At 63.0% G+C, this 23,402-nt stretch carries 22 protein-coding genes; 15 read left to right on the top strand and 7 right to left on the bottom strand.

Annotation, left to right across the window (positions count from 1 at the left end):
• Positions 1-84: 84 nt before the first annotated feature.
• Both BLP82_RS05755 and dinG read right to left on the bottom strand, forming a co-directional pair.
• Complete coding sequence (locus BLP82_RS05755; RefSeq protein WP_092165966.1) at positions 85-1,230, bottom strand: serine hydrolase domain-containing protein; 1,146 nt, start codon at positions 1,228-1,230, stop codon at positions 85-87.
• A 268-nt stretch (positions 1,231-1,498) separates the two neighbouring features.
• Complete coding sequence (dinG, locus tag BLP82_RS05750) at positions 1,499-3,643, bottom strand: ATP-dependent DNA helicase DinG (protein WP_092165965.1); 2,145 nt, start codon at positions 3,641-3,643, stop codon at positions 1,499-1,501.
• Between the two features lie 99 nt (positions 3,644-3,742).
• Here dinG and BLP82_RS05745 point away from each other — a divergent pair, with 99 nt between their 5' ends.
• Positions 3,743-4,207: a CopD family protein gene (locus BLP82_RS05745; protein WP_092165964.1), complete on the top strand. Its 465-nt coding sequence runs from the start codon at positions 3,743-3,745 to the stop codon at positions 4,205-4,207.
• A gap of 124 nt (positions 4,208-4,331) precedes the next feature.
• Here BLP82_RS05745 and BLP82_RS05740 read toward each other — a convergent pair whose 3' ends face one another.
• The 4 genes from BLP82_RS05740 to BLP82_RS05725 form a co-directional block, all read right to left on the bottom strand.
• A complete protein-coding gene (locus tag BLP82_RS05740) occupies positions 4,332-5,090 on the bottom strand; it encodes a hypothetical protein (protein ID WP_092165963.1) in 759 nt (252 codons plus the stop codon).
• The gene (locus BLP82_RS05735; RefSeq protein WP_092165962.1) at positions 5,083-5,355 is read right to left on the bottom strand and encodes a DUF1145 domain-containing protein; all 273 of its coding nucleotides are present in this window, start codon (positions 5,353-5,355) and stop codon (positions 5,083-5,085) included. Before BLP82_RS05735 ends, BLP82_RS05740 begins: the two co-directional genes overlap by 8 nt.
• Positions 5,356-5,501: 146 nt before the next feature.
• Entirely contained in the window at positions 5,502-6,227 is a 726-nt protein-coding gene (locus tag BLP82_RS05730) for a PA1041 family peptidoglycan-binding anchor lipoprotein (protein ID WP_092165961.1), read from the bottom strand.
• Positions 6,228-6,317: 90 nt separating this feature from the next.
• Positions 6,318-7,016 carry a PA1041 family peptidoglycan-binding anchor lipoprotein gene (locus tag BLP82_RS05725; protein ID WP_092165960.1) on the bottom strand — a complete coding sequence of 233 codons (699 nt, stop codon included), beginning with the start codon at positions 7,014-7,016 and terminating at the stop codon, positions 6,318-6,320.
• Between the two features lie 191 nt (positions 7,017-7,207).
• Here BLP82_RS05725 and BLP82_RS05720 point away from each other — a divergent pair, with 191 nt between their 5' ends.
• The 4 genes from BLP82_RS05720 (at position 7,208) to BLP82_RS05705 (ending at position 8,961) form a co-directional block, all read left to right on the top strand.
• Entirely contained in the window at positions 7,208-7,705 is a 498-nt protein-coding gene (locus tag BLP82_RS05720; RefSeq protein WP_060738918.1) for a DUF6231 family protein, read from the top strand.
• Between the two features lie 2 nt (positions 7,706-7,707).
• Positions 7,708-8,196 carry a YchJ family protein gene (locus tag BLP82_RS05715; protein ID WP_092166089.1) on the top strand — a complete coding sequence of 163 codons (489 nt, stop codon included), beginning with the start codon at positions 7,708-7,710 and terminating at the stop codon, positions 8,194-8,196.
• Between the two features lie 70 nt (positions 8,197-8,266).
• Positions 8,267-8,752, top strand: a complete 486-nt coding sequence (locus BLP82_RS05710) for an LEA/WHy family protein (RefSeq protein WP_092165959.1) — start codon at positions 8,267-8,269, stop codon at positions 8,750-8,752.
• Positions 8,753-8,757: 5 nt separating this feature from the next.
• Positions 8,758-8,961 carry an SEC-C metal-binding domain-containing protein gene (locus BLP82_RS05705; RefSeq protein ID WP_003198420.1) on the top strand — a complete coding sequence of 68 codons (204 nt, stop codon included), beginning with the start codon at positions 8,758-8,760 and terminating at the stop codon, positions 8,959-8,961.
• A gap of 242 nt (positions 8,962-9,203) precedes the next feature.
• On the opposite strand, the gene BLP82_RS05700 is transcribed toward BLP82_RS05705, so the two are convergent.
• Positions 9,204-9,761 (bottom strand): cysteine hydrolase family protein, encoded by a 558-nt coding sequence (locus BLP82_RS05700; RefSeq protein ID WP_092165958.1) that lies wholly within the window; start codon positions 9,759-9,761, stop codon positions 9,204-9,206.
• Positions 9,762-9,968: 207 nt separating this feature from the next.
• Between BLP82_RS05700 and BLP82_RS05695 the strand changes: the two genes are divergently transcribed.
• The 10 genes from BLP82_RS05695 (at position 9,969) to pdeM (ending at position 23,394) form a co-directional block, all read left to right on the top strand.
• Positions 9,969-12,419, top strand: coding sequence for a penicillin acylase family protein (locus BLP82_RS05695; protein ID WP_092165956.1), 2,451 nt, complete (start codon positions 9,969-9,971; stop codon positions 12,417-12,419).
• A 238-nt stretch (positions 12,420-12,657) separates the two neighbouring features.
• A complete protein-coding gene (locus BLP82_RS05690; protein WP_092165954.1) occupies positions 12,658-13,689 on the top strand; it encodes a ligase-associated DNA damage response exonuclease in 1,032 nt (343 codons plus the stop codon).
• Positions 13,686-15,374: an ATP-dependent DNA ligase gene (locus tag BLP82_RS05685; RefSeq protein WP_092165952.1), complete on the top strand. Its 1,689-nt coding sequence runs from the start codon at positions 13,686-13,688 to the stop codon at positions 15,372-15,374. Before BLP82_RS05690 ends, BLP82_RS05685 begins: the two co-directional genes overlap by 4 nt.
• Before the next feature lie 435 nt (positions 15,375-15,809).
• Complete coding sequence (locus BLP82_RS05680) at positions 15,810-16,592, top strand: transporter substrate-binding domain-containing protein (protein ID WP_092165950.1); 783 nt, start codon at positions 15,810-15,812, stop codon at positions 16,590-16,592.
• 57 nt (positions 16,593-16,649) lie between these two features.
• The gene (locus BLP82_RS05675) at positions 16,650-17,378 is read left to right on the top strand and encodes an ABC transporter permease (RefSeq protein WP_060743074.1); all 729 of its coding nucleotides are present in this window, start codon (positions 16,650-16,652) and stop codon (positions 17,376-17,378) included.
• On the top strand, positions 17,375-18,085 hold the full coding sequence (locus BLP82_RS05670) for an ABC transporter permease (protein ID WP_092165948.1): 711 nt from the start codon (positions 17,375-17,377) through the stop codon (positions 18,083-18,085). Before BLP82_RS05675 ends, BLP82_RS05670 begins: the two co-directional genes overlap by 4 nt.
• Before the next feature lie 27 nt (positions 18,086-18,112).
• Positions 18,113-19,231, top strand: coding sequence for a succinylglutamate desuccinylase/aspartoacylase family protein (locus tag BLP82_RS05665; protein ID WP_092165946.1), 1,119 nt, complete (start codon positions 18,113-18,115; stop codon positions 19,229-19,231).
• 13 nt (positions 19,232-19,244) lie between these two features.
• Positions 19,245-20,009 carry an ABC transporter ATP-binding protein gene (locus tag BLP82_RS05660; protein WP_092165944.1) on the top strand — a complete coding sequence of 255 codons (765 nt, stop codon included), beginning with the start codon at positions 19,245-19,247 and terminating at the stop codon, positions 20,007-20,009.
• Between the two features lie 242 nt (positions 20,010-20,251).
• Entirely contained in the window at positions 20,252-22,738 is a 2,487-nt protein-coding gene (locus BLP82_RS05655; RefSeq protein WP_092165942.1) for a ligase-associated DNA damage response DEXH box helicase, read from the top strand.
• A complete protein-coding gene (gene pdeM, locus BLP82_RS05650) occupies positions 22,738-23,394 on the top strand; it encodes a ligase-associated DNA damage response endonuclease PdeM (protein WP_092165940.1) in 657 nt (218 codons plus the stop codon). The genes BLP82_RS05655 and pdeM overlap by 1 nt, the downstream gene beginning before the upstream one ends.
• The last annotated feature ends 8 nt before the right edge of the window (positions 23,395-23,402 follow it).

The raw sequence follows: 23,402 nt of genomic DNA, 5'->3' as shown, positions 1-23,402 counted from the left end.
AAGGCCATGTTTTGGCCGCATAAACAGACGCTTCGAAACTGAAAAGGACACGAGGTTCCTGTGTCCATGGCCTTCAATGGCGTTTTATAGACAAGTGGCAAGCACCCGCGCAAGATTTTGCGCGCGCGGGTCCATCAACACGTAAGGCCCCAGCGTGTTGGTCACGAAGCCGAACGCTACATCATGTTCGGGATCGGCAAACCCGATGGAACCCCCTGCCCCCGGATGACCGAACGCCCGTGGGCCAAGGCCGTAGGTCGCGTTCGGCACATCCGGCTGGTCGAGCATGCAACCCAGGCCGAAACGGGTCTGGGTCAACAACGTCTTATCCTCGCCAAAGCTGTGCTGGCGAGTCAGTTCGTCGAGCATTTCACCTTCCAGCAGGCTGCCGTCCAGCAGCCCCGCATAGAAGCCCGCCAGGCTGCGAGCATTGCCGTGGCCGTTGGCCGCCGGTTGCTGCATGCGCCGCCATTCCGGCTTGTTGGTGCTGGTCATGATCGACGGTGGGTTGGTAAAGGCACGGGTGGTCATGGCCGTGGGCTCACGCATCGTCACCTGCAGCAGGCGCTGGGCCGCCGCATCGCCGACGTTGCCTTTGCCACGGGCGATGTGGGCCACGCGATGGAACTCGTCGTCGGCCAGGCCAACGTGGAAATCCAGGCCCAACGGCTTGGCGACCCGGGCGACGATGGACTCCCCAGGGCCACGCCCATCGGCCCGGCGCAACAGCTCGCCCACCAGCCAGCCGTAAGTGATCGCGGCATAACCGTGGCCTTCGCCCGGCGTCCACCAAGGTGTTTCGGCAGCCAAGGCATCGACCATGGCTTGCCAGTCATAAAGCGCTTCGGGCGGCAGCAATTCATGCAGCGCCGGCAGCCCAGCCTGGTGGCAGAGCAGCTGGCGCAGAGTGATGGATTGCTTGCCGGCCGCAGCAAACTCTGGCCAATAGCGGGCTACCGGGGCGTCCAGCTGCAACTTGCCTTCGGCCACCAGTTGCAGGGCGGTGACGGCGGTGAACGTCTTGGTGCAGGAAAACAGGTTGGCGATGGTGTCGCTGTGCCAGGCTTCATGGCCATCCTTGTCGGCGGTACCGGCCCACAGGTCGATCACCGTGCGGCCACCCACCTGGATGCACAACGCCGCACCGCGCTCCTGGGGATCATCGAACAGCGCCGCGAACGCTTCACGCACCGCCTCGAACTGAAGCTCATAATGGCCTTGAATCTGCACCCGCAACTCCCTTGAAACAAAGACTTTTCAGAGTGGCTGGCATTGTTTCAGGCATTAGGTCATTTGGGAACCGCCACAGGACGGCTGGCTGGACACTGTCCTTGTGGCGAGGGGATTTATCCCCGATGGGTTGCGAAGCAGCCCCCCGAACAGCCAACTCTTTATATCCTGGCACTCCGAGTCGCCTGGCTTCAGGGCCGCTTCGCGCCCCAGCGGGGATAAATCCCCTCGCCACAAATAGCTCCCTGACCAGAAACATGGCGGGGGATCAGGAAATCTCCCGCCGAAACGGCGGCAATGCATTGAGGATCGCCTTGCCATAGCGCTGGGTGACCAGCCGTCGGTCAAGCAAGGTGATGGTGCCGCGGTCTTCTTCGGTACGTAGCAAGCGGCCACACGCCTGGACCAGTTTCAGCGAAGCGTCCGGCACGGAGATTTCCATGAACGGGTTGCCACCGCGGGCCTCGATCCACTCGGCCAACGCCGCCTCCACCGGGTCGTCGGGAACCGAGAAAGGGATCTTGGCAATCACCACGTGCTCGCAATAGGCACCAGGCAAGTCCACACCTTCGGCGAAGCTCGCCAGGCCGAACAGCACGCTGGAGTCCCCACCATCGACCCGCGCCTTGTGCTTGTTCAGTGTTTCCTGCTTTGACAGGTTGCCCTGGATGAACACTTGCTTGCGCCAGTCACGGTCAAGGCCATCGAACACGTCCTGCATCTGCTTGCGCGAGGAAAACAGCACCAGGGTGCCCCGTGAGCCTTCCACCAACTCTGGCAGGTCGCGGATGATCGCCGCAGTGTGGGCGGCGGCATCCCGTGGGTCGGCCTTGAGGTCGGGCACCCGCAGCACGCCGGCGTCGGCGTGATGGAAGGGGCTCGGGACCACGGCGGTCACGGCCTTCTTCGGCAGGCCGGCGCGCATGCGGAAGCGGTCGAACGTGCCCAGGGCCGTCAGCGTGGCGGACGTCACCAGCGCGCCATAGGCCACGTTCCACAGGTTGCGCCGCAGCATTTCCGCGGCCAGGATCGGGCTGGCATTGACCTCGATGTCGAACAGCGAACCGCTTTCGGCCAGGGTCAGCCAGCGCGCCATCGGCGGGTTGTCTTCCGGGTCCTCGACAGTAAATGCCGTCCACAGCTCCCAGTTACCCTGGGAACGGGACAACAGGCTGCCGAACAGCGGGTACCACTCCTCGGCCTGGTTGCTGGCGATACCGATGTTCACCTCGCCGTCCATGCCTTCCTTGAGCAGGTCGGTCAGGCGCGTGAACAGGTCGGTCAGGCGTGCGAAGCCTTTCTTGAGCTCGATGCCCATTTCCCGCATGTGTTCAGGAATCACTCCGCCAACGAAGCGATGGCGTGGCCGCTCGCGGCCCTCGACGTCTTCGCCAGGCTTGAAATCGGCCACTTGCTCGCACGCGGTGAACATGAACTGCTGGTTCGTCTTGATTTCCCGCGCCAACTCCGGCACCTGCTCGATGAACTTGCCCAGGTCACCCGGCAACGGATGCTGGGCCAGCAGCTTGGTGAGGTTCTTGGCGGTGGTTTCCAGCCAGTCGGCGGTGGAGCGCAGCCGGGTGTAATGGGCGAAATGGCCGATGGCCTTGTCCGGCAGGTGATGGCCTTCGTCGAACACGTAGATCGTGTCGCGTGGGTCCGGCAGCACCGCACCGCCGCCCAGGGCCAGGTCGGCCAGGACCATGTCGTGGTTGGTGACGATGACGTCGACCTTGCCCATGCCTTCGCGAGCCTTGTAGAAGGCGCACTGGCCGAAGTTCGGACAATGTCGGTTGGTGCACTGGCTATGGTCAGTGGTCAGACGGGACCAGTCGGCGTCTTCCAGGGCCGTGGACCAGCTGTCGCGGTCGCCGTCCCATTTATTGCCCGCCAGCTTCTCGATCATGCTGGTGAACAGCTTCTGGCTGGCTTCATCCACCTCGATCTTGAAGCCCTCTTCTTCGAACAGCTGGGCCGTGGCCGTCTGTGCCTGGCCTTCCTGGAGCAACATGTCGAGCTTGGACAGGCACATGTAGCGCCCACGGCCCTTGGCCAGCGCGAACGTGAAGTTCAGCCCACTGTTGCGCATCAGGTCGGGCAGGTCCTTGTAGACGATCTGTTCCTGCAGGGCGACGGTGGCCGTGGCGATCACCAGGCGCTTGCCGGCGGCCTTGGCGGTGGGAATCGCCGCCAGGCTGTAGGCCACGGTCTTGCCGGTACCGGTGCCGGCCTCCACCGCCACCACGGCAGGCTCGCCGCTGCGCCGGCCTTCGTCGTCGGTGTCGATGTCGCCCAGGACTTTTGCCACTTCGGCAATCATCAGGCGCTGGCCATATCGCGGCTTGAGGCTCTTGGCTTCGAGAAAACGCGAATAGGCGCCCTGGATCGTGGTTTTGAGTTCGGTGCTGATCATGAATGGTCGGGCGCTAAAAACGCTGGATAAATTTTCAGTGGTTCGGATCGGCGGCTATCATACCCCGCTAATGAATCCTGCGCAGAACGGAGTAACCCAATGACACCCTTTGCCCTCGTCTACACCCTGCATTTACTCGCGGCCCTGGTCTGGGTCGGCGGCATGTTCTTCGCCTGGATGATCCTGCGTCCCGCCGCAATGACGGCGCTTGAAGGCCCTGCCCGGCTCAAGTTGTGGGTAGAAGTGTTTCAGCGTTTTTTCGTCTGGGTCTGGGTCGCCGTCGTACTTTTGCCGATCAGCGGCGTAGGCCTGATCCATCTGCGCTTCGCCGGTTTCGAAACCGTGCCGCGTTATGTGCAGGTGATGATGGGGTTGTATGTGGTGATGACGGCGCTGTTTATCCGTATCCAGGGCTTGCAACTGCCCGCATTGCGTAACGCCGTGACGGCGCAGGACTGGCCGACGGGTGCGGCGGTGCTGGGGAAGATCCGGCGGTTGGTGGGAATCAATCTGTTGATCGGGTTGCTGGTGGTGGCGATTGGTGCGGCGCGGCCGATGTTCTGAAAATCACATAAAACCCTGTGGGAGCGAGCTTGCTCGCGATGACGGTGTATCAGCAATACTTCATCGACTGACACAACGCCATCGCGAGCAAGCTCGCTCCCACAGGTTCAGATCAGATTTTTCGTCAGAACCGCTGCACCGTCACCGCCCCCGCTGCTCCGGCAGGCCCGGGCTGGCCATCAGCGCCAGGACGGCCGCTTTTGCCGCCATCGGCGGTATAGACCAGGCACCCCTTGGCCTTGCCTCCCGCCCCGGGTTTGCCGCCGTGTCCCGCCGCGCCACCGGCCCCGCCGTCCACCGTCACCTTGATCTGCTCGGCCGGGTAGGCCAGGGGCAGCTCGAGGCGTACCTGCGCGCCAGCGGCTCCCGGCTGGCCATCACTGCCGTTGCTGCCGTCGGCACCGCGACCGGCCGCCCCCCAAGTGCAACCCGGCGCCTGGCCATTGGCACCGTCAAGACCGACGAAACCCGGTGCACCGGTGCCGCCACGGGCGTCCACCGACAACAACGGCGCATTCAACACCTTGAAACGCAGGTTGAGATCACGCCCCGGCCGCGCAGCCTTGGTGTAGGTCCCCGGTGCACCGCGGGAAGTGATCTGGCTGCCCTCGGCCAATTCAGCCTGGGCCACTTTCATTTCCAGTACCTGCTGCGCCGGCACGATGGCGATCCGCGCCTCACGCCCCAGGTGCAACTGGTCGATGGTCAATTCAGTGACATTGGAAGGCACCAGCAGCGTGCCGTAATCGGCCACGTCCAGACGTTCCAGAGTCAGGGTGCTGGTGGTATTGGGCAGGCGCATCAACGAATGGCCTTCGACCTGGAGCACCTGGGCCGAAGCCCATGGGCAGACGAGTGCGGCAAGCAGACACAGTTTACGCATGGGAAGCCTCTGGCGCGGTCGGGAGGGTTTGCAGGTGGAAGATGCCGAACAGCAGCACTCTGAGGCGATCGCGGCCAGGCGCGGGGCGGCCACGGAAACTGGCCCGGAACAACAACAGTTCCAGCAGATGGAGTACCAGCAAAAACACACCGGCGACATTGACCAGCAGATGCAGCGGATGGACGAACGGCACCACCAGATTGACCAGCACCACCAGCCAGAACAGCAGGGTCAGCAAGCGCCCCAGCCCCCAAAACACCTTCATACGCCCCCCTGATCGAGCATTATTCTTTGCCCGCACAGTAACGGCTTGCGCGCAGGATAAGCCAGAGGGTCCGGTAAATTTAATCTAGCCCGGGCCCTGGCCCACCGGATCGTCCTCCCGACGACCCGGCAGCCCTGGGCCGCGCCTCAGCGTTGGATATGCAATTCAACCCGACGGTTCTGCGCCCGCCCTTCATCGGTCTCATTGTCGGCCACCGGCTCGCTTTCACCCTTGCCTTCGCTGGTGAGTTTGCCGGGGGCCAGCCCCTGGGCCAGCAAATACTCCACGACGCTGCTGGCCCGACGTTCGGACAGCCCTTGGTTATAGGCATCAGTGCCGACACTGTCGGTGTGACCCACGACCCGGATGCTGGCGACATTGGCATGGCTGAGTTTGCCCATCAGCCCATCGAGTTGGCTTCGAGCGTCTGCGGTGAGATCGGATTTGTCGAAATCGAACAGCACCTTGCCCGCGTCGTTGAGGGTGATGACCTCGCTGGCCGGTGCTTGCGGTTCGACCGGCGGCGCACTGGCCGGGTATTGCGGCACCGGGCAACCGTGATGCTCGACCGGCGTATTGGCCGGTGTATCGGGACAACGGTCGCGGCGGTCGAACACACCGTCGTCGTCTTCATCGCCATCCTGGGCGTAGCAGATCAAGCCACCGCCCAGCAGCCCCAATGCGCCGCCGCCAGCGGCCCAACCGCTGCTTTCAATGGCCCCCAACCCGCCGCCGACGAGGCCGCCGATCAGGCTACAGATTGGCCAGGTGCGTTGATTGAGGGGGGCGCTGCCGTCGCTGTGAGTGGCGCAGCCGGACAACAGACTGCTTGCCAGCAGTACCGGTAAGGCGGCCCTGATTAGAACGTTCATGGTGAAGGCTCCTGTGTCACCGGCCCATACCGGTCACACAGGAGTAAAGACCCGCATCCGCAACTCGACAAGCCACGGATGACAAGGGTTTCAGCGGTTTATCTTGATTTCCGTGCGGCGGTTCATCGCACGGCCATCGGCAGTCTTGTTATCGGCCACCGGCTGGCTCTCGCCGGCACCGGACACCGAGACAAAACTGGCCTGCGGCACGCCGTTTTCGACCAGGTATTTCACCACCGAATTGGCCCTTCTCTCCGATAGTTTCTGGTTGTAGGCATCGCTGCCGACGCTGTCGGTGTGGCCGGTGACCCGTAGTTGCGCGGTGGACGTTTCCTGTTTCAGCCGGGTGGCGACCGTGCTCAGGACATCTTTGTCGGCCGGGGTCAGCGTGGCTTTGTTGAATTCAAAGTGCACATCGCGGATCACGATGGTTTCTTCCTTGACCACCACGGCTTCTTCAACAACCACCGGCGCCGGAGCTGGCGGCGGGCAGCCATCGGCATCGACCTGCACGCCCTTCGGTGTGCCCGGGCACTTGTCGCGGCTGTCCGGCACGCCATCACCGTCTTCGTCGCCATCGCCGTGCACCCAGCAATAAGCTGCCGCCATGCCGCCAACGTACAGCGCGCCGCCGCCAGCCCAGGAAGTGCTTTCTATGGCACCTAATCCCGCACCGATCGCACCGCCGACGGCCGCACAGGTCGGCCAGTCGGTTTTCTGCAAACCTGCACAACCAGTCAACACACTGGTTAGCAGAACCAGGGGTAACGCTGTCCGAACTATGCTCATCGGGTTTCTCCTTGAGGGATCGGCTTTGCGCCGATTCAGGGGAGTAAAGACCCGTCTTCGAGTCTGCGCCAGCTTGAGCAATCGCGGGTTTTCGCCCCGTGTTTGCGAAGATTCCACACGTTCAGGGACAAACCGCTCTAGGCCATGCTGTCCGGGCAGGCTATCGTGATGGTTCTGACTGAGGAACTTCGATGACCGTTGCCATTTCTTCGCGTACGCCCCAGCAAGCCCTGGCGGCCGTGCTTGACCGTTACGCCCCGCAAAAACTGCTGCTGATCGGTGCCAGCGGCTTTCCCGCACTCGAAGCATTCCAGCAGGCCCATCCCGACACCGAAGTGGTCCACGCCGGCCCCGGCGCGCTGCCGGCGGACGTGGCGGCGCGACGTTTTGACCTGGCCCTGGCGCTCGATTGCCTGGAGCATTTGCCCAAGCGCGAGGGTCTGAACCTGTTGGGCGGCATTCGCAATCTCAACGCCAGCCGCATCGCCGTACTCGCCGACCTCAACGCCTGCGGCTGGCAAGAGACGGACTTTTTTTCCCTGGCCTTGCAAGCCAGCGAGCGATTCCAGCGTGAAGATCAGGTGCTGACCCTGTTCACCTACGATCTGCTTGAATACAAACAGGTCCCCGACTGGCTCAACTCACGTTTCTGGGCCAACCCGGAAAACTTTGGAAAATATTGGTGGTAATTGTGAACACAAGCTCGCACTCGCCCATTTGCCCCTGTGGCAGTGGCAACTCGCTGGAGGCCTGCTGCGGCCACTACCACGACGGTCACCCGGCGCCCTGCGCCGAAGCCTTGATGCGCTCGCGCTATAGCGCCTATGTGCTGGGCCTGGTGGATTACCTGGTCGCCACTACCCTGCCCGCCCAGCAGCAAGGCCTCGATCGCCAGTCCATCGGCGAGTGGAGCGCCAACAGCACCTGGTTGGGGCTGGACGTGGAAAGCAGCGAAGTGTTCGGCGGTCAACCGGAACACGCTTTCGTCACGTTCACGGCACGCTGGCACGACGGCCAGGGCGAACACAGCCACCGTGAACAGTCCTCGTTCGTGCAGAACGACGGACGCTGGTACTTCATCGATCCGACCGTACCGGTCAAGATCGGACGCAACGACAGCTGTCCGTGCGGCAGCGGGCACAAATTCAAGAAGTGCTGCGCCGGCTACTTCAATCGCTGAATTTAGGAAACGTCCGACGCTCGTCCATCGGCCCATAGGGCTAGACTGGGGATAAACCAGAGGCACGGACATGACCCCTCCATCATTCTTGCTGCGCATCACCTGCCTGCTGCTGTTCGTTGGATTCAGCGGCTGTGCATCCTGGCGAGGTGAAGAAGCTCCGGAACCACAGGTGCATCTGGTCAAAGTCGAGGTGGTGCGGGCCCGGCTGCTGGAACAGAAGTTCATGCTGCACTTTCGCGTCGACAACCCCGGCGACAGCGACCTCACCGTTCGCGGCCTGACCTACCGCATCCACCTGGGCGACCTGTTGCTGACCGAAGGCGAGCATGAGCACTGGTTCACCGTGCGTCCCAAGCACAGCGCCTACTTCAAGGTGCCGGTGCGCACCAACCTGTGGCCACAGGTGCGGGAAGTGGTGAAGCTGCTGGAGAAACCCCGGGAACAGATCCCCTATCGTCTGGAAGGTGAGCTGGAAACCGGATTATTCATCGCCCACTACGTGCACCTTGAGCGCAATGGCGTGATAATCGCCGCCGATTTAATTGCGGAGTAACCCCGATGACCCAGCAACCCCACGTCCACGGCCCTGATTGCAACCACGATCACGACCATCATCACGACCATGACCACGGCCACGTCCACGGCCCGAACTGCGGCCACGCCCACCAGGAACCGGTGCGCAACGCCCTGAAGGATGTCGGTCGCAACGACCCTTGCCCGTGCGGCAATGGCAAGAAATTCAAGAAGTGCCACGGGGCTTGAGAGGCTGGGCGGACAAGCTTTTCGCCTATTAGACCGTCATCGCGAGCAAGCTCGCTCCCACAGGGAAATTACGCAGAACCCGTGTGGGAGCCAGCTTGCTCGCGAATGCGGTGGGTCAGCGGGCATTGATTAACCTGACACGCCCTCTTCGCGAGCAAGCCCGCTCCCACAGGGAAATTGCGCAGAACCCGCGTGGGAGCGAGCTTGCTCGCGATGAGGCCGGCGCTGTCAGCACCTATCTATCAGCCCGCCTGCAGAATCCGCTTCACACCGACCACCGTCGCATACTCACCGTGCAAGTTGCCCAGGGACATGGCATGCACTTCGGCTGCCGAACGGGCGTTGCCGAAGTAATCGTTCTTGTCGAAGGTGAAGCAGGCGTCCTCGGCCACCCAGGTATCGAATCCCAGGTTGCCGGCGGTACGCGCCGTGGACTCCACCGAGTTGTGCGTCGCCACACCGACGATCACCAGTTGCCTGATTCCGGCTTTGCGCAGGTCTTGCTCCAGATGGGTGCCACTGAACGCATCCGGCACCTGCTTTTGCACCAACCATTCCCCTGCCTTCGGCTCGAACCGTGGCTGGACCTCCACCCCCGACTGCCCCGGCCAGAACACCGAGTCCGGCGAGCGGGACAGGTGGTGGACGTGAATCACCGGGCGCGCCGTGTGTCGCCAGAAAGCCAGCAGTTCCAGCATGCGCAGCTCTGCCTCGGGGTTGTTGCGAGGGCCGAGCCTGGGGTGAAGGATGCCTTTTTGTTGATCGATGAGAATCAGCGCCGCGTCGTTCTGTAGCTCCATGCCGGTTTCTCTTGCTTGGTCTTTGTATGTTGCACACTTGAGCATCACCCCTTCCAACAGGCAAGCCTTCGGCCAAAAGCGATGACCCGGTCCCGGGCTTTCATCGCCAAATCAACAAATAACCCTCGCCCCCGCTTGCGCGGCCCCCGCCTGCTCACTAACGTAGCGCCTTTATTGGTGCCACCCCCCTCCCGCAGGAGCTTTGCCATGGCCTCGCCAGCCTCTATTTCCTTTATCCCCCGGCTCGGTGTTGCCGCCGCGGTGGCCAGTGTGCTCGGTTTGAGCGGATGCCAGACCTGGAATGCCCAGGACACGGTCCCGCCCACGTCCGGGGTGCAGCCGCTCAAGGGGCTGGCGCAGAACGTCTCGGTCCGCCGCAACGCCACGGGCATGCCGCTGATCGAAAGCAACAGCTTCCATGACGCCTTGTTCACCCTCGGCTACGTCCACGCCAGCGACCGTATCACCCAGATGGTGACCCTGCGCCTGCTGGCCCAAGGACGGCTGGCAGAGATGTCCGGCGCCGAACGGCTGGAGGTCGACCGCTACATGCGCGCCGTCAACCTGAAGAAAAACGCCGACGAGCTGTACAAGGCGTCTTCACCAAGGCTCAAGCGTTTCTTCGAAGTCTATGCCCGTGGCGTCAACGCCTATCTGTTCCGCTACCGCGACAAGTTGCCGTCGGACCTGGCCGCCACCGGTTACAAACCTGAATACTGGAAACCGGAAGATTCGGCGCTGATGTTCTGCCTGCTGAATTTCAGCCAGTCAGCCAACCTGCCGGAAGAAATCGCCAACCTGGTGCTGGCCCAGACCGTCACCAACGACAAACTCGCCTGGCTGAGCCCGTCCTATCCGGACGAACAACTGCCTGTGGCCGAGGCCGACAAGCTCCAGGGCCTGCGCCTCAATGGCCAGATCCCGGGCTTGAACGAAATCAACAAGGCCACCCACCAATTGGCCGGGCTGAATCTGCTGGGCGCCGCGTCTGCAAGCAACTGGGCCATCGCGCCACAACGCAGCCGCAGCGGCAAGAGCCTGTTGGCCAGCGACAGCCACGGGCCGCTGGGCATGCCGGGGCTGTGGAGCCCGGTACAGATCCGTGCGCCCAAATACCAGGCGGCCGGGGTTTCCGTGGCGGGCATCCCGATGATCCTGGCCGGGTTCAACGGCAAGGTGGCCTGGAGCATGACCAGCGTACTGGGGGACAACCAGGACCTGTTCCTGGAAAAAATCCGCCGCCAGGGCAATGGCCTGTCCTATGAGGTCAACGGCAAATGGCAACCGATGATCGTGCGCAACGAAACCTACTTCATCAAAGGCCAGCGGCCGATTCGTGAAGCGGTGTTCGAAACCCGCCACGGCCCGTTGCTCAACAGCGCCCAAGGCCTCACCATGGCCAACGGCTTTGGCCTGGCCTTGCAGACACCGAGCTTCAGCGACGACAAGACCCTGGACGCCTTCTTCGATCTGTCCCGGGCGCAGAACGTCGAGAAAGCGTCCGACGCCAGCCGGGAAATCCGCGCCATGGCCGTGAACCTGGTCTTTGCCGACGCCAGCCATATCGGCTGGCAAGTCACCGGTCGCTACCCGAACCGCCGTGAAGGCGAGGGTCTGTTGCCGTCGCCGGGCTGGGACGGTCGCTACGATTGGGACGGTTACGCCGACCCGATGCTGCACCCCTACGACCAAGACCCGGCCCAAGGCTGGCTCGGCACGGCCAACCAACGGGTCATTCCCCATGGCTACGGCATGCAACTGTCCAACTCCTGGGCTTCGCCGGAGCGTGGCGAACGCATGGCCGAACTGGCCGGCGCAAGCAAGCACGACACCCGCAGCCTGACCGCCATGCAATACGACCAGACCACGACGTTCGCGGCCAAGCTCAAGCAAGTCTTCGAAGCGCCGGGCATGGCCCAGCCGCTCAAACAGGCCATCGAAGCCCTGCCAGTGGCTGACCGGGCCAAGGCTCGCGAGGCCTATACCCGCTTGATGGCATTCGATGGCCGGCTCAGCCCGACCTCCGCCGACGCGGCGATCTATGAGCTGTTCCTGCAGGAAAGCATGAAGCAGATTTTCCTCGACGAGCTGGGCCCGGACAGCAGCCCGGCTTGGCAGGCACTGGTCGCCAACGGCCAATTGTCCTACTCGGCCCAGGCCGATCATCTGCTGGGGCGTGAAGACAGCCCGTTCTGGGACGATGTGCGCACCCCTCAGAAAGAAGACAAGGCCGTTATCCTCGCCCGCAGCCTGGCCGCCACCATCAACGCCGGTGACAGCCAGTTGGGCGGTGACCACAAGGCCTGGCAATGGGGCCAATTGCATCGCTACGCCTGGAAGAACAGCAACGGCCAGATCGTACGCGGCCCGCTGCCGGCCGGTGGCGATACCACCACGCTCAACACGGCGGCGTTCGCCTGGGGCCAGGACTTCACCACCACCCTGGCGCCGGCCATGCGCTTTATCGTTGACTTCGGCCAGCCCGAACCATTAATGATCCAGGACGGCGCCGGCCAGTCCGGCAACCCGGTCAGCCCGCACTATGCCAATGGCATCGATCCGTGGATCAAGGGGCAGTTCCAGAGCCTGCCGTTGCAATCGCAAAACTTCGATCGGGCGTACGGCAAGACGCGGTTGACCCTGGTGCCTGGCAAATAGACTGCCCTGTGGCGAGGGGATTTATCCCCGTTGGGCTGCGCAGCAGCCCTGAAACCAGGCAACTAGGTGCGTCAGGCAAATCGAGTTGGCTGCTTTGGGGCTGCTCCGCAGCCCAACGGGGATAAATCCCCTCGCCACATTTGTCCATTCAGCCACCTGATCCTGCGCCATCAAAACCCGATAGAACTTCCCCCTCGCCTGCGCCTCTACCTGACAAGCCCATCGCTCCGGTGACCGCATGGATCTTGTCATTGCCCGCCCCGAAGGCTTGTACTGCCCGCCCGGGGATTTCTACATCGACCCATGGAGGGCGGTGGAACGCTCGGTCATCACCCACGCCCACGGCGACCATGCCCGCAGTGGCAACCAACACTACCTGGCAGCGGCACCCGGCGAAGGCATCCTGCGATCACGCCTGGGCCAGGACATCCACCTGCAAACGCTGCCCTACGGCGAACGCCTGTCGCACCATGGCGTGACCTTGAGCTTTCACCCCGCCGGCCATGTGCTGGGCTCGGCCCAGGTACGGCTGGAATATCAAGGCGAGGTCTGGGTGGCGTCGGGGGATTACAAAGTCGAGCCTGACGGCACCTGCACCCCGTTCGAGCCAGTGAAATGCCATACCTTTATCACCGAATCCACCTTCGGCCTGCCGATCTACCGTTGGCAACCCCAGGTGCAGATTTTCGACGAGATCAACCAGTGGTGGCGCGGGAATATCGCCGTCGGCCGGGCCAGCGTGTTGTTCTGCTATTCCTTCGGCAAGGCCCAGCGGATTCTCCACGGCATCGATGAAAGCCTCGGCCCGATCCTGGCCCATGGGGCGGTGGAGCCGCTGAACCGGGTCTACCGCGAGGCCGGGGTTCATCTGCCGCCAACGATCTATGCCGGCGATATCAAGAAGAACGACCCGATCATGGGCCAGGCCCTGGTCATCGCCCCGCCCTCTGCCGGAGGCAGCAGTTGGATGCGCCGCTTCGGCGACTACAGCGACGCCTTCGCCAGCGGCTGGATGCGCCTGCGTGGTACGCGTCGGCGGCGCGGCGTGGACCGGGGGTTCGTGCTGTCCGACCACGCCGACTGGCCTGGTCTGCTCTGGGCCATCGAACAGACCGGCGCCGAACGGGTGATGGTCACCCATGGATCAGTCGCCGTCCTGGTGCGCCACTTGTGCGAGCAAGGCCTCGATGCCCAGGGGTTCACTACCGAATACGGCGACGACGAAGAAGACCTCGCTACGGCCACCGACAGCGGTGAGGAGGCGCCATGAAAGCCTTCGCCGAGTTGTACGCCGAACTGGACGCCACCACCTCCAGCAATGCCAAGCTCACCGCCATGCAGGACTATTTCAGCAAAGCCCCGCCCCAGGACGCGGCGTGGGCCGTGTATTTCCTTTCCGGCGGGCGTCCACGGCAACTGGTGCCGGTAAAAATCCTGCGGGAGTTGGCGGTCCGGGTATCCGGGTTGTCGCTCTGGCTGTTCGAAGAAAGTTATCAGGCCGTGGGCGACCTGGCCGAAACCATTTCGCTGGTATTACCCGAGTCGCCCCACCGCTCCGATGAAGGCCTGGCGTTGTGGATCGAAGAGAAACTGCTGCCGTTGCGTGGTGAGTCGCCCGACGTCCTGGCTGAACGACTTCCGGCGCTGTGGGCGCAGCTCGACCGGCCGAGCCTGATGCTTTGCATCAAACTCATCACCGGCAGTTTCCGGGTGGGTGTATCCAAACTCCTGGTGACCCGGGCCCTGGCGGCCATGGCCGGACTGGACAGCAAACGGGTGGCCCAACGCCTGGTGGGCTACACCGACCTGTCCCATCGTCCCACGGCCGCCAGCTACCTCAAACTGATCGCAGCGGAGTCCGACGATGAACATGCCCAGCGCGGCGGCCAGCCTTATCCGTTTTTCCTGGCCCATGGGTTGTCAGCGCCAGTGGAGCAATTCGACGCGCTGCTGGGGCCGGCCAGCGACTGGCAGGTGGAATGGAAATGGGACGGCATCCGCGCCCAGGTGATCAAGCGCGACGGCCATTTGTGGATCTGGTCGCGAGGCGAGGACTTGGTCACTGAACGATTTCCGGAATTGCATTCGCTGGCCCAGGCGTTGCCTGACGGCACGGTGATCGACGGTGAAATTGTGGTCTGGAAAGCCCCCCCGTCGGTTACCGAAGACGCCTTCGACCCGGACGCACCGTTGCAGCCGGCGGTGCAACCCTTCGCCCTGTTGCAACAGCGCATCGGTCGCAAGTCCCTGGGCAAGAAAATCCTCGACGACGCCCCCGTCGCGGTGATGGCCTACGACCTGTTGGAATGGCAAGGCGAGGATTGGCGCAGCCGCCCCCAGGCCGAGCGCCGCGAACAATTGGAAGCACTGATCGGCCGCATCCACAGCCCGGTGCTGTTGCCCTCGCCGATCATAACCGGGCAGGACTGGCTGGACCTCGCCCGGCAGCGCGAAGCGTCTCGCAGCCTCGGTGTCGAGGGCATGATGCTCAAGGCCCGCGACGCGCTGTACGGCGTCGGTCGCACCAAGGACATGGGCGTGTGGTGGAAATGGAAGATCGACCCGTTCAGCGTCGACGCGGTGCTGATCTACGCCCAGCGCGGCCATGGCCGGCGCGCCAGCCTCTACAGCGACTATACCTTCGCCGTGTGGGACAGCCCGCCAGACACTCGCGAGCGCACCCTGGTGCCATTCGCCAAGGCCTATTTGGGGCTGACCGATGCAGAAATGCGCCAGGTCGACAGTATCGTGCGCAAGACCACCGTTGAGAAGTTCGGCCCGGTGAGCAGCGTCACCCCCACCCTGGTGTTCGAACTGGGCTTCGAAGGCATCGCCCTGTCCAAGCGCCACAAGAGCGGGATCGCCGTGCGGTTTCCACGGATGCTGCGCTGGCGCCAGGACAAGGGCGTCGATGAAGCCGACACGTTGGCGACGCTGCAGGATCTGCTGAAATAAAATCCTCCTGCCGGTTTCGGAGTTAGTCAACGAAAGGCTGACCACCCTTGTGGCGAGGGGATTTATCCCCGCTGGGCTGCGCAGCAGCCCCTCCAACCTATAGCCCGGTCTATCAGACTGATCAGATATACCCCTTGGGGACTGCTGCGCAGTCCAACGGGGATAAATCCCCTCGCCACAGGGACAAGTTCCCCCACGGATTATCCTCCCAAGCAGTATATTCCCGGCAACGCGCGCTCCATCCCGGTGCGCTTTTTGATGTACGCTCATCCTCGCGCACCATTGCGTTCCGTCTCCTGCCGCCCGTGCTTTTAAAACACTTGTTCGGCACTATGGTTCGGAAATTGCTACCTTTATGCCGTCATACCGTTCAGACCTTCACCGGTAACAATCTTATGCGCCACAAGCGCTCAAATTGGTTTTAGGGACTCAATAATGAAAAAAGCACTGCTGACCCTTTCTGCACTGGCGTTGTGCATGGCCGCTGGCGTCGCCACAGCCAAGGAATACAAGGAACTGCGTTTTGGTGTCGACCCTTCCTACGCCCCGTTCGAGTCCAAGGCCGCCGACGGCAGCCTGGTCGGTTTCGACATCGACCTGGGCAATGCGATCTGCGCAGAGCTGAAGGTCAAATGCAAATGGGTCGAAAGCGATTTCGACGGCATGATCCCGGGCCTGAAGGCCAATAAATTCGACGGCGTGATCTCCTCCATGACCGTGACCCCGGCCCGCGAAAAAGCCATCGACTTCTCCAGCGAGCTGTTCTCCGGCCCAACGGCCTATGTCTTCAAGAAAGGCTCGGGCCTGAGCGAAGACGTTGCCTCGCTCAAAGGCAAGACCGTCGGCTACGAGCAAGGCACCATCCAGGAAGCCTACGCCAAGGCCGTGCTGGACAAGGCCGGCGTCAAGACCCAGGCCTACCAGAACCAGGACCAGGTCTACGCCGACCTGACCTCCGGCCGCCTCGACGCGGCGATCCAGGACATGCTCCAGGCGGAGCTGGGCTTCCTGAAATCGCCAAAAGGCGAAGGTTATGAAGTCAGCAAGCCGGTGGACAGCGAATTGCTGCCCTCCAAGACCGCCATCGGTATCAAGAAAGGTAACAAAGACCTGAAGGCCCTTTTGGATAAAGGTATCAAAGCGTTACACGACGACGGCAAGTACGCCGAAATCCAGAAAAAACACTTTGGCGATCTGAATCTGTACAGCGGCAAATAATGCGCGGCGCCCATCCGGTCTCGGATGGGCGCTTTTTTCCTGCCAAAGGCCTCTTTCATGTTCGAACAACTCCTACAAAATCTGGGGCTCTCCGCCTTCAGCCTGCAGGGCTTCGGCCCGCTGCTGATGCAAGGCACCTGGATGACCATCAAGCTGTCGGCCCTGTCCTTGTTGTTGAGCGTCTTGCTCGGCCTGCTGGGCGCCAGTGCCAAGCTGTCCCGCGTCAAACTGCTGCGAATCCCTGCCCAGCTCTACACCACGCTGATCCGCGGCGTGCCAGACCTGGTGCTGATGCTCCTGATCTTCTACAGCCTGCAAACCTGGCTGACCTCGTTCACCGACTTCATGGAATGGGAATACATCGAGATCGACCCATTCGGCGCCGGGGTGATTACCCTGGGCTTCATCTATGGCGCGTACTTCACCGAAACCTTTCGCGGCGCGATCCTCGCGGTCCCCCGGGGCCAGGTCGAAGCCGCCACGGCCTATGGCCTCAAACGTGGCCAACGCTTTCGCTTCGTGGTGTTCCCGCAAATGATGCGCTTTGCCCTGCCGGGTATCGGCAACAACTGGATGGTGATGCTCAAAGCCACCGCGCTGGTGTCGATCATCGGTCTGGCCGACCTGGTCAAGGCGGCCCAGGATGCGGGCAAGAGCACCTACCAGCTGTTCTACTTCCTGGTGCTGGCGGCGCTGATTTATCTGCTGATCACCAGCGCGTCCAATTTCATCCTGCGCTGGCTTGAACGCCGCTACGCCGCCGGAGCCCGGGAGGCGGTGCGATGATCGAACTCCTGCAAGAATACTGGCGGCCATTCCTGTACAGCGACGGCGTCAACATCACCGGCCTGGCCATGACCCTGTGGCTGCTCAGCGCCTCGCTGCTGATCGGCTTCGTGGTGTCGATCCCGCTGTCCATCGCCCGGGTTTCGCCCAAGTTCTACGTACGCTGGCCCGTGCAGTTCTACACTTACCTGTTCCGGGGCACGCCGCTCTACATCCAGTTGCTGATCTGCTACACCGGCATCTACAGCATCGCGGCGGTACGTGCCCAGCCCCTGCTCGACAGTTTCTTTCGCGACGCGATGAACTGCACGATCCTGGCCTTCGCCTTGAACACCTGCGCCTACACCACGGAAATTTTCGCCGGGGCGATTCGCAGCATGAACCATGGCGAAGTGGAAGCGGCCAAGGCCTACGGCCTGACCGGCTGGAAACTGTACGCCTACGTGATCATGCCGTCGGCGTTGCGCCGCTCGCTGCCGTACTACAGCAACGAAGTCATCTTGATGCTGCACTCGACGACCGTGGCGTTCACCGCTACCGTTCCAGACGTGCTGAAAGTCGCCCGGGATGCCAACTCGGCGACGTTCCTGACGTTCCAGTCGTTCGGGATCGCCGCGTTGATCTACCTGACCGTCACCTTTGCGCTGGTGGGCCTCTTCCGCCTCGCCGAACGCCGCTGGCTGGCCTTCCTCGGGCCGACCCACTAGGGCTTTTGTTCCAGGACACACACGCACATGCGCCACCAGATCCATGACCTGCTGTCCCCGGTACCGGGGACAGCACGCAAAATCCACAGCTTCCACTTCGGCCCGGAAAAAGCCGTCGGCAAAATCTATATCCAGTCGTCCCTGCACGCCGATGAACTGCCGGGTATGCTCGTCGCCTGGCACCTCAAGCAACGCCTGGCCGAGCTCGAGGCGTCCGGCCACCTGCGCCACGAGATCGTGCTGGTGCCGGTCGCCAACCCCATCGGCCTCGAACAGGTGCTGATGGACGTGCCCCTGGGGCGCTACGAAACCGAAAGCGGGCAGAACTTCAACCGCCGCTTCCTCGACCTGAGCGAAGAAATCGGCAATGAGATCGAAGAGCTGCTCACCGACGATCCACAGCACAACCTGATGCTGATCCGCACCAGCCTGCGCGATGCCCTCGCCCGGCAGACCCCAGGCACGCAATTGCAATCCCTGCGCCTGGCCCTGCAACGGCTGGCCTGCGACGCCGACATGGTGCTGGACCTGCATTGCGACTTCGAAGCCGTGGCCCACCTCTACACCACGCCCGAAGCCTGGCCGCAGGTCGAGCCACTGGCCCGCTACATCGGTGCCGAAGCCAGCTTGCTGGCGACCGATTCGGGGGGCCAGTCGTTCGACGAATGCTTCACCCTGCTCTGGTGGCAACTCAAGGAACGCTTCGGCGAACGCTTCGAGATTCCCCTGGGCAGCTTTTCGGTGACCGTGGAGTTGCGTGGCCAGGGTGACGTCAACCATGGCCTGGCAAGCCTCGACTGCCAGGCCTTGATCGAATACCTGATCCGCTTCGGCGCCATCGACGGCGAACCGATGCCCATGCCCGAACTGCCCTACCCGGCCACGCCGCTGGCCGCGGTCGAGCCGGTGGCCACGCCCGTGGGCGGGTTGCTGGTCTACAGCGCCCTGCCCGGCGAATACCTGGAGGCGGGGCAACTGATCGCGGAAGTCATCGACCCGGTCAACGACACCGTCACCCCCGTTCATTGCAGTAACGCCGGGCTGCTGTACGCCCGTTCGCTGCGCCGCATGGCCACGGCCGGCATGGTGATCGCCCATGTCGCCGGCACCGAGGCCTACCGCAGCGGCTACCTACTTTCGCCTTGAGGATGCATGCTCCATGTACAAACTGACCATCGAAGGCCTGCATAAAAGCTATGGCGAACATGAAGTACTCAAGGGCGTCTCGCTCAAGGCCAAGACCGGCGACGTCATCAGCCTGATCGGCGCCAGCGGCTCGGGAAAAAGTACCTTTCTGCGCTGTATCAACTTCCTGGAACAACCCAATGACGGCGCCATGACCCTGGACGGCCAGCCGATCCAGATGATCAAGGACCGCCACGGCATGCACGTGGCCGACGCCGACGAACTGCAACGCATCCGCACGCGCCTGGCCATGGTGTTCCAGCATTTCAACCTGTGGAGCCACATGACCGTGCTGGAAAACATCACCATTGCGCCGCGCCGGGTGTTGGGTGTGAGCAAGCAGGAAGCCGACGACCGTGCGCGTCGTTATCTCGACAAGGTCGGCCTGCCGGCACGGGTTGCCGAGCAGTACCCCGCTTTCCTCTCCGGCGGCCAGCAACAGCGTGTGGCCATTGCCCGTGCGCTGGCGATGGAGCCGGAGGTGATGCTGTTCGACGAACCCACTTCGGCCCTGGACCCGGAGCTGGTGGGCGAAGTGCTGAAGGTAATCCAGGGCCTGGCCGAAGAGGGCCGGACCATGATCATGGTGACCCACGAAATGAGCTTCGCCCGTAAAGTCTCGAACCAGGTGCTGTTCCTGCACCAGGGCCTGGTGGAAGAAGAAGGCGCGCCGGAAGACGTACTGGGCAACCCCAAGAGCGAACGGCTCAAGCAGTTTCTCAGTGGCAACTTGAAGTAAACCTCGGCACACCTGAATTGAGGAGCCAGGTACTGCTCTTGTGGCGAGGGGATTTATCCCCGCTGGGCTGCGAAGCTGCCCCTCAGTTGATCACCTCGGTGCGTCTGGCAAATTATTCTTGAGCTTTTTTGGGGCTGCTTCGCAGCCCAACGGGGATAAATCCCCTCGCCACAGGGTTTTTAAAACCTTTCACATCCCGCCGTGGTCACTGAAGAAGGACTTTCAGGGCGCACGCGGCAGGCATGGGGACATCCAACAACTTCGCAAACCAGTGGTTCGGCGCCCGCGGCTGGAAGCCGTTTGCCTTTCAGAAGCAGGTATGGGCCGCGGTCAAGCGGGGGGAGTCCGGGCTGTTGCACGCCAGCACCGGTGCCGGCAAGACCTATGCCGTGTGGTTTGCCGCCCTCAACCGTTTCGCCCGCTCGGCACCGCCGCCGGACAAACCGCGCAAACGCAAGCCGCCGGCCGAACCGCTGACGGTCCTGTGGATCACGCCGATGCGCGCATTGGCGGCCGACACCGGCAAAGCCCTCGAAGCGCCCCTGGCAGACCTGCAAGTGCCGTGGAGTGTCGGTCTGCGCACGGGCGACACCAGCGCCAGCGAGCGCGCCCGCCAGGGCCGTCGCCTGCCCACCGCGCTGATCACCACGCCCGAAAGCCTGACCCTGATGCTCGCCCGGGCCGATGCGCAAGCTGCCGTTTCGACCCTGCGCATGGTGGTGGTGGATGAATGGCACGAATTGCTCGGCAACAAACGTGGCGTGCAGTTGCAACTGGCCCTGGCGCGCTTGCGGCACTGGCATCCCGGACTCATTGTCTGGGGCGTGTCCGCAACCCTCGGTAACCAAGCCCATGCCGAGCAGGTGTTGATCCCGCAAGGCAACGGGATCAGTGTGCAGGGGGCCAACAGCAAGGCGCTGCAAGTCGACACACTGCTGCCCCCGGCCCTCGAACGTTTCCCGTGGGCTGGGCACATCGGCCTGAAGATGCTGCCCCAGGTCGTTGCCGAAATCGACGCCAGCCGCAGTTGCCTGGTCTTCACCAACACCCGGGCACAGTCGGAAATCTGGTATCAGGCGCTTCTTGAGGCGAGACCCGACTGGGCCGGGCTGATCGCCCTGCACCATAGCTCGCTGTCGCGTGACACCCGGGATTGGGTGGAACAGGCCTTGAAGGATGGCCAGCTCAAAGCGGTGGTCTGCACCTCCAGCCTGGACCTGGGGGTGGACTTCCTGCCGGTGGAACGGGTGCTGCAGATCGGCTCGGCCAAGGGGGTGGCGCGGCTGATGCAACGGGCCGGGCGCTCTGGCCACGCACCCGGGCGGACCTCACGGGTGACGCTGGTGCCGACCCATAGCCTGGAGTTGATCGAGGCCGCCGCCGCGCAGGACGCCGTGGCCCAGCGGCGCATCGAACCTCGCGAATCGCCGCACAAGCCGCTGGATGTCCTGGTGCAGCACCTGGTGAGCATCGCCCTGGGCGGCGGCTTTGCGCCCGACGCATTGTTCAAGGAGGTGCGGGGAGCCTGGGCCTACCGCGACCTCAACCCGGCCGAATGGGCCTGGGCCCTGGCCTTTGTGCGCCACGGCGGCCTGTCATTGACCGCCTACCCCGATTACCGACGGGTCGAACCGGACGAACACGGGGTCTGGCGCGTGCCCGATGCCCGCCTGGCCCGGCGTCACCGCATGAGCATCGGTACCATCGTCAGCGATGCCAGCCTGCAATTGAAGTTCTGGAGCAAGGGCGGCGGCGGCAAGACCCTGGGCAGCGTCGAGGAAGGCTTCATCGCTCGCCTGCGACCCGGCGACGGTTTCCTGTTCGCCGGGCGACTGCTGGAATTGGTCCGGGTCGAAGACATGACCGCCTATGTGCGACGCAGCCAGGCCAAGAAGGCCGCTGTGCCACGCTGGAACGGCGGGCGCATGCCACTTTCCAGCGAACTGGCCGCCGCCGTCGTGGCCCGTTTGAGCGAAGCCGCCGCGGGCCGCTTCGAGGGCCCGGAGATGCAAGCCGTGCAGCCCCTGCTGTTGACCCAGCAACGTTGGTCCGGTTTGCCCACGCAGCATACCTTGCTGGCCGAAGCCCTCAAGTCCCGGGAAGGCTGGCATCTGTTTCTGTACCCGTTTTCCGGACGCCAGGTGCATCTGGGCCTGGCCAGCCTGCTGGCCTGGCGCGTCAGTCGGCAACAGCCGCTGACGTTTTCCATCGCGGTCAATGACTACGGCCTGGAACTGCTCAGCGCCACGGCAGTGGATTGGTCGCACTACCTGACCCCGAGCCTGCTGAGCGTCGATCACCTGCTGGCCGACGTGCTCGCGAGCCTGAATGCCGGGGAACTGGCCCTGCGGCGCTTCCGCGAAATCGCCCGGATCGCCGGACTGGTCTTCGCCGGCTACCCCGGTGCGCCGAAAAGCACCCGGCAAGTCCAGGCCTCCAGCGGGTTGTTCTTCCAAGTGTTCAAACAATACGACGCCGACAATCTGTTGCTGGCCCAGGCCGGCGACGAAGTCTTGCGTGAAGAATTGGATATCCGTCGACTGGAGCAGACCTTGCAGCGCCTCAATACCCTGAAGCTGGACCTGCACATGATCAAACGCCCCACCCCACTGGGGTTCCCGCTGCTGGTGGAGCGGTTCCGGGAAAGCATGAGTTCGGAAAAACTCGCCGACCGCATCCGGCGGATGGTCAGTGAACTGGAAAAGACTGCCGATCGCGGTGACGCCTGATGCCAGCGCCGTATCCTGTCAGCCTGGCCGGCGAAGCGCTCTGGTTGCTCCCGGAAAAAGCCTTGTATTGGCCCGCCCAGGAAACCTTGATGGTGGCCGACGTTCATTTCGGCAAAGCCGCCGCTTATCGCCGCCTCGGGCAACCGGTGCCCCACGGCACCACCGCCAGCAACATCGCGGCGCTGGATGCATTACTGGCCAACCTGGCGTGTCGACAGTTGATCTTTCTCGGAGATTTTCTCCACGGTCCAGGCTCCCATGCGCCCGGCACCTTGAAGGCACTTTCCGATTGGCGTGAGCGACATCCGCACCTGGCCATGACGCTGATTCGTGGCAACCACGACAAACGCGCCGGCGACCCACCTCCAGCGCTGAACATTCGCGTCGTACCGGAGCCGTTGCTACTGGGCCCTTTCGCCGTGCAACACGAGCCAACTCCCCACCCCAGCCGCCACGTGTTGGCCGGCCACGTGCACCCGGTCTACCACCTGAGCGGCAAAGGCCGGCAACGCCTGCGCCTGGCTTGCTTTCGGCTGGGCAGCGAGATCAGCCTGCTGCCGGCCTTTGGCGCGTTCACGGGGGGTTATCGAGTCGAGCAAGACAGCGACTGCAGGATTTTTGTCATCGGCGATAACGAAATATGGCCTGTCAGTTGAAAGCTTCA

Origin of the sequence: Pseudomonas sp. NFACC37-1 (assembly GCF_900101575.1) — a bacterium.
GTDB classification, from domain to species: Bacteria; Pseudomonadota; Gammaproteobacteria; order Pseudomonadales; family Pseudomonadaceae; genus Aquipseudomonas; species Aquipseudomonas fluorescens_AA.
This window is presented reverse-complemented; position numbering and strand designations above follow the sequence as displayed.

Bases quoted from the DNA above. Each gene is read 5' to 3' on its own strand.
- BLP82_RS05670 (WP_092165948.1), top strand. From the start codon at position 17,375: ATGATCGAACTCCTGCAAGAATACTGGCGGCCATTCCTGTACAGCGAC.
- BLP82_RS05655 (WP_092165942.1), top strand. From the start codon at position 20,252: ATGGGGACATCCAACAACTTCGCAAACCAGTGGTTCGGCGCCCGCGGC.
- BLP82_RS05740 (WP_092165963.1), bottom strand. From the start codon at position 5,090: ATGCGTAAACTGTGTCTGCTTGCCGCACTCGTCTGCCCATGGGCTTCG.
- BLP82_RS05730 (WP_092165961.1), bottom strand. From the start codon at position 6,227: ATGAACGTTCTAATCAGGGCCGCCTTACCGGTACTGCTGGCAAGCAGT.
- BLP82_RS05695 (WP_092165956.1), top strand. From the start codon at position 9,969: ATGGCCTCGCCAGCCTCTATTTCCTTTATCCCCCGGCTCGGTGTTGCC.
- BLP82_RS05665 (WP_092165946.1), top strand. From the start codon at position 18,113: ATGCGCCACCAGATCCATGACCTGCTGTCCCCGGTACCGGGGACAGCA.
- BLP82_RS05680 (WP_092165950.1), top strand. From the start codon at position 15,810: ATGAAAAAAGCACTGCTGACCCTTTCTGCACTGGCGTTGTGCATGGCC.
- BLP82_RS05690 (WP_092165954.1), top strand. From the start codon at position 12,658: ATGGATCTTGTCATTGCCCGCCCCGAAGGCTTGTACTGCCCGCCCGGG.
- BLP82_RS05700 (WP_092165958.1), bottom strand. From the start codon at position 9,761: ATGGAGCTACAGAACGACGCGGCGCTGATTCTCATCGATCAACAAAAA.
- BLP82_RS05660 (WP_092165944.1), top strand. From the start codon at position 19,245: ATGTACAAACTGACCATCGAAGGCCTGCATAAAAGCTATGGCGAACAT.
- BLP82_RS05725 (WP_092165960.1), bottom strand. From the start codon at position 7,016: ATGAGCATAGTTCGGACAGCGTTACCCCTGGTTCTGCTAACCAGTGTG.
- pdeM (WP_092165940.1), top strand. From the start codon at position 22,738: ATGCCAGCGCCGTATCCTGTCAGCCTGGCCGGCGAAGCGCTCTGGTTG.
- BLP82_RS05735 (WP_092165962.1), bottom strand. From the start codon at position 5,355: ATGAAGGTGTTTTGGGGGCTGGGGCGCTTGCTGACCCTGCTGTTCTGG.
- BLP82_RS05710 (WP_092165959.1), top strand. From the start codon at position 8,267: ATGACCCCTCCATCATTCTTGCTGCGCATCACCTGCCTGCTGCTGTTC.
- BLP82_RS05675 (WP_060743074.1), top strand. From the start codon at position 16,650: ATGTTCGAACAACTCCTACAAAATCTGGGGCTCTCCGCCTTCAGCCTG.
- BLP82_RS05720 (WP_060738918.1), top strand. From the start codon at position 7,208: ATGACCGTTGCCATTTCTTCGCGTACGCCCCAGCAAGCCCTGGCGGCC.
- dinG (WP_092165965.1), bottom strand. From the start codon at position 3,643: ATGATCAGCACCGAACTCAAAACCACGATCCAGGGCGCCTATTCGCGT.
- BLP82_RS05685 (WP_092165952.1), top strand. From the start codon at position 13,686: ATGAAAGCCTTCGCCGAGTTGTACGCCGAACTGGACGCCACCACCTCC.
- BLP82_RS05745 (WP_092165964.1), top strand. From the start codon at position 3,743: ATGACACCCTTTGCCCTCGTCTACACCCTGCATTTACTCGCGGCCCTG.
- BLP82_RS05705 (WP_003198420.1), top strand. From the start codon at position 8,758: ATGACCCAGCAACCCCACGTCCACGGCCCTGATTGCAACCACGATCAC.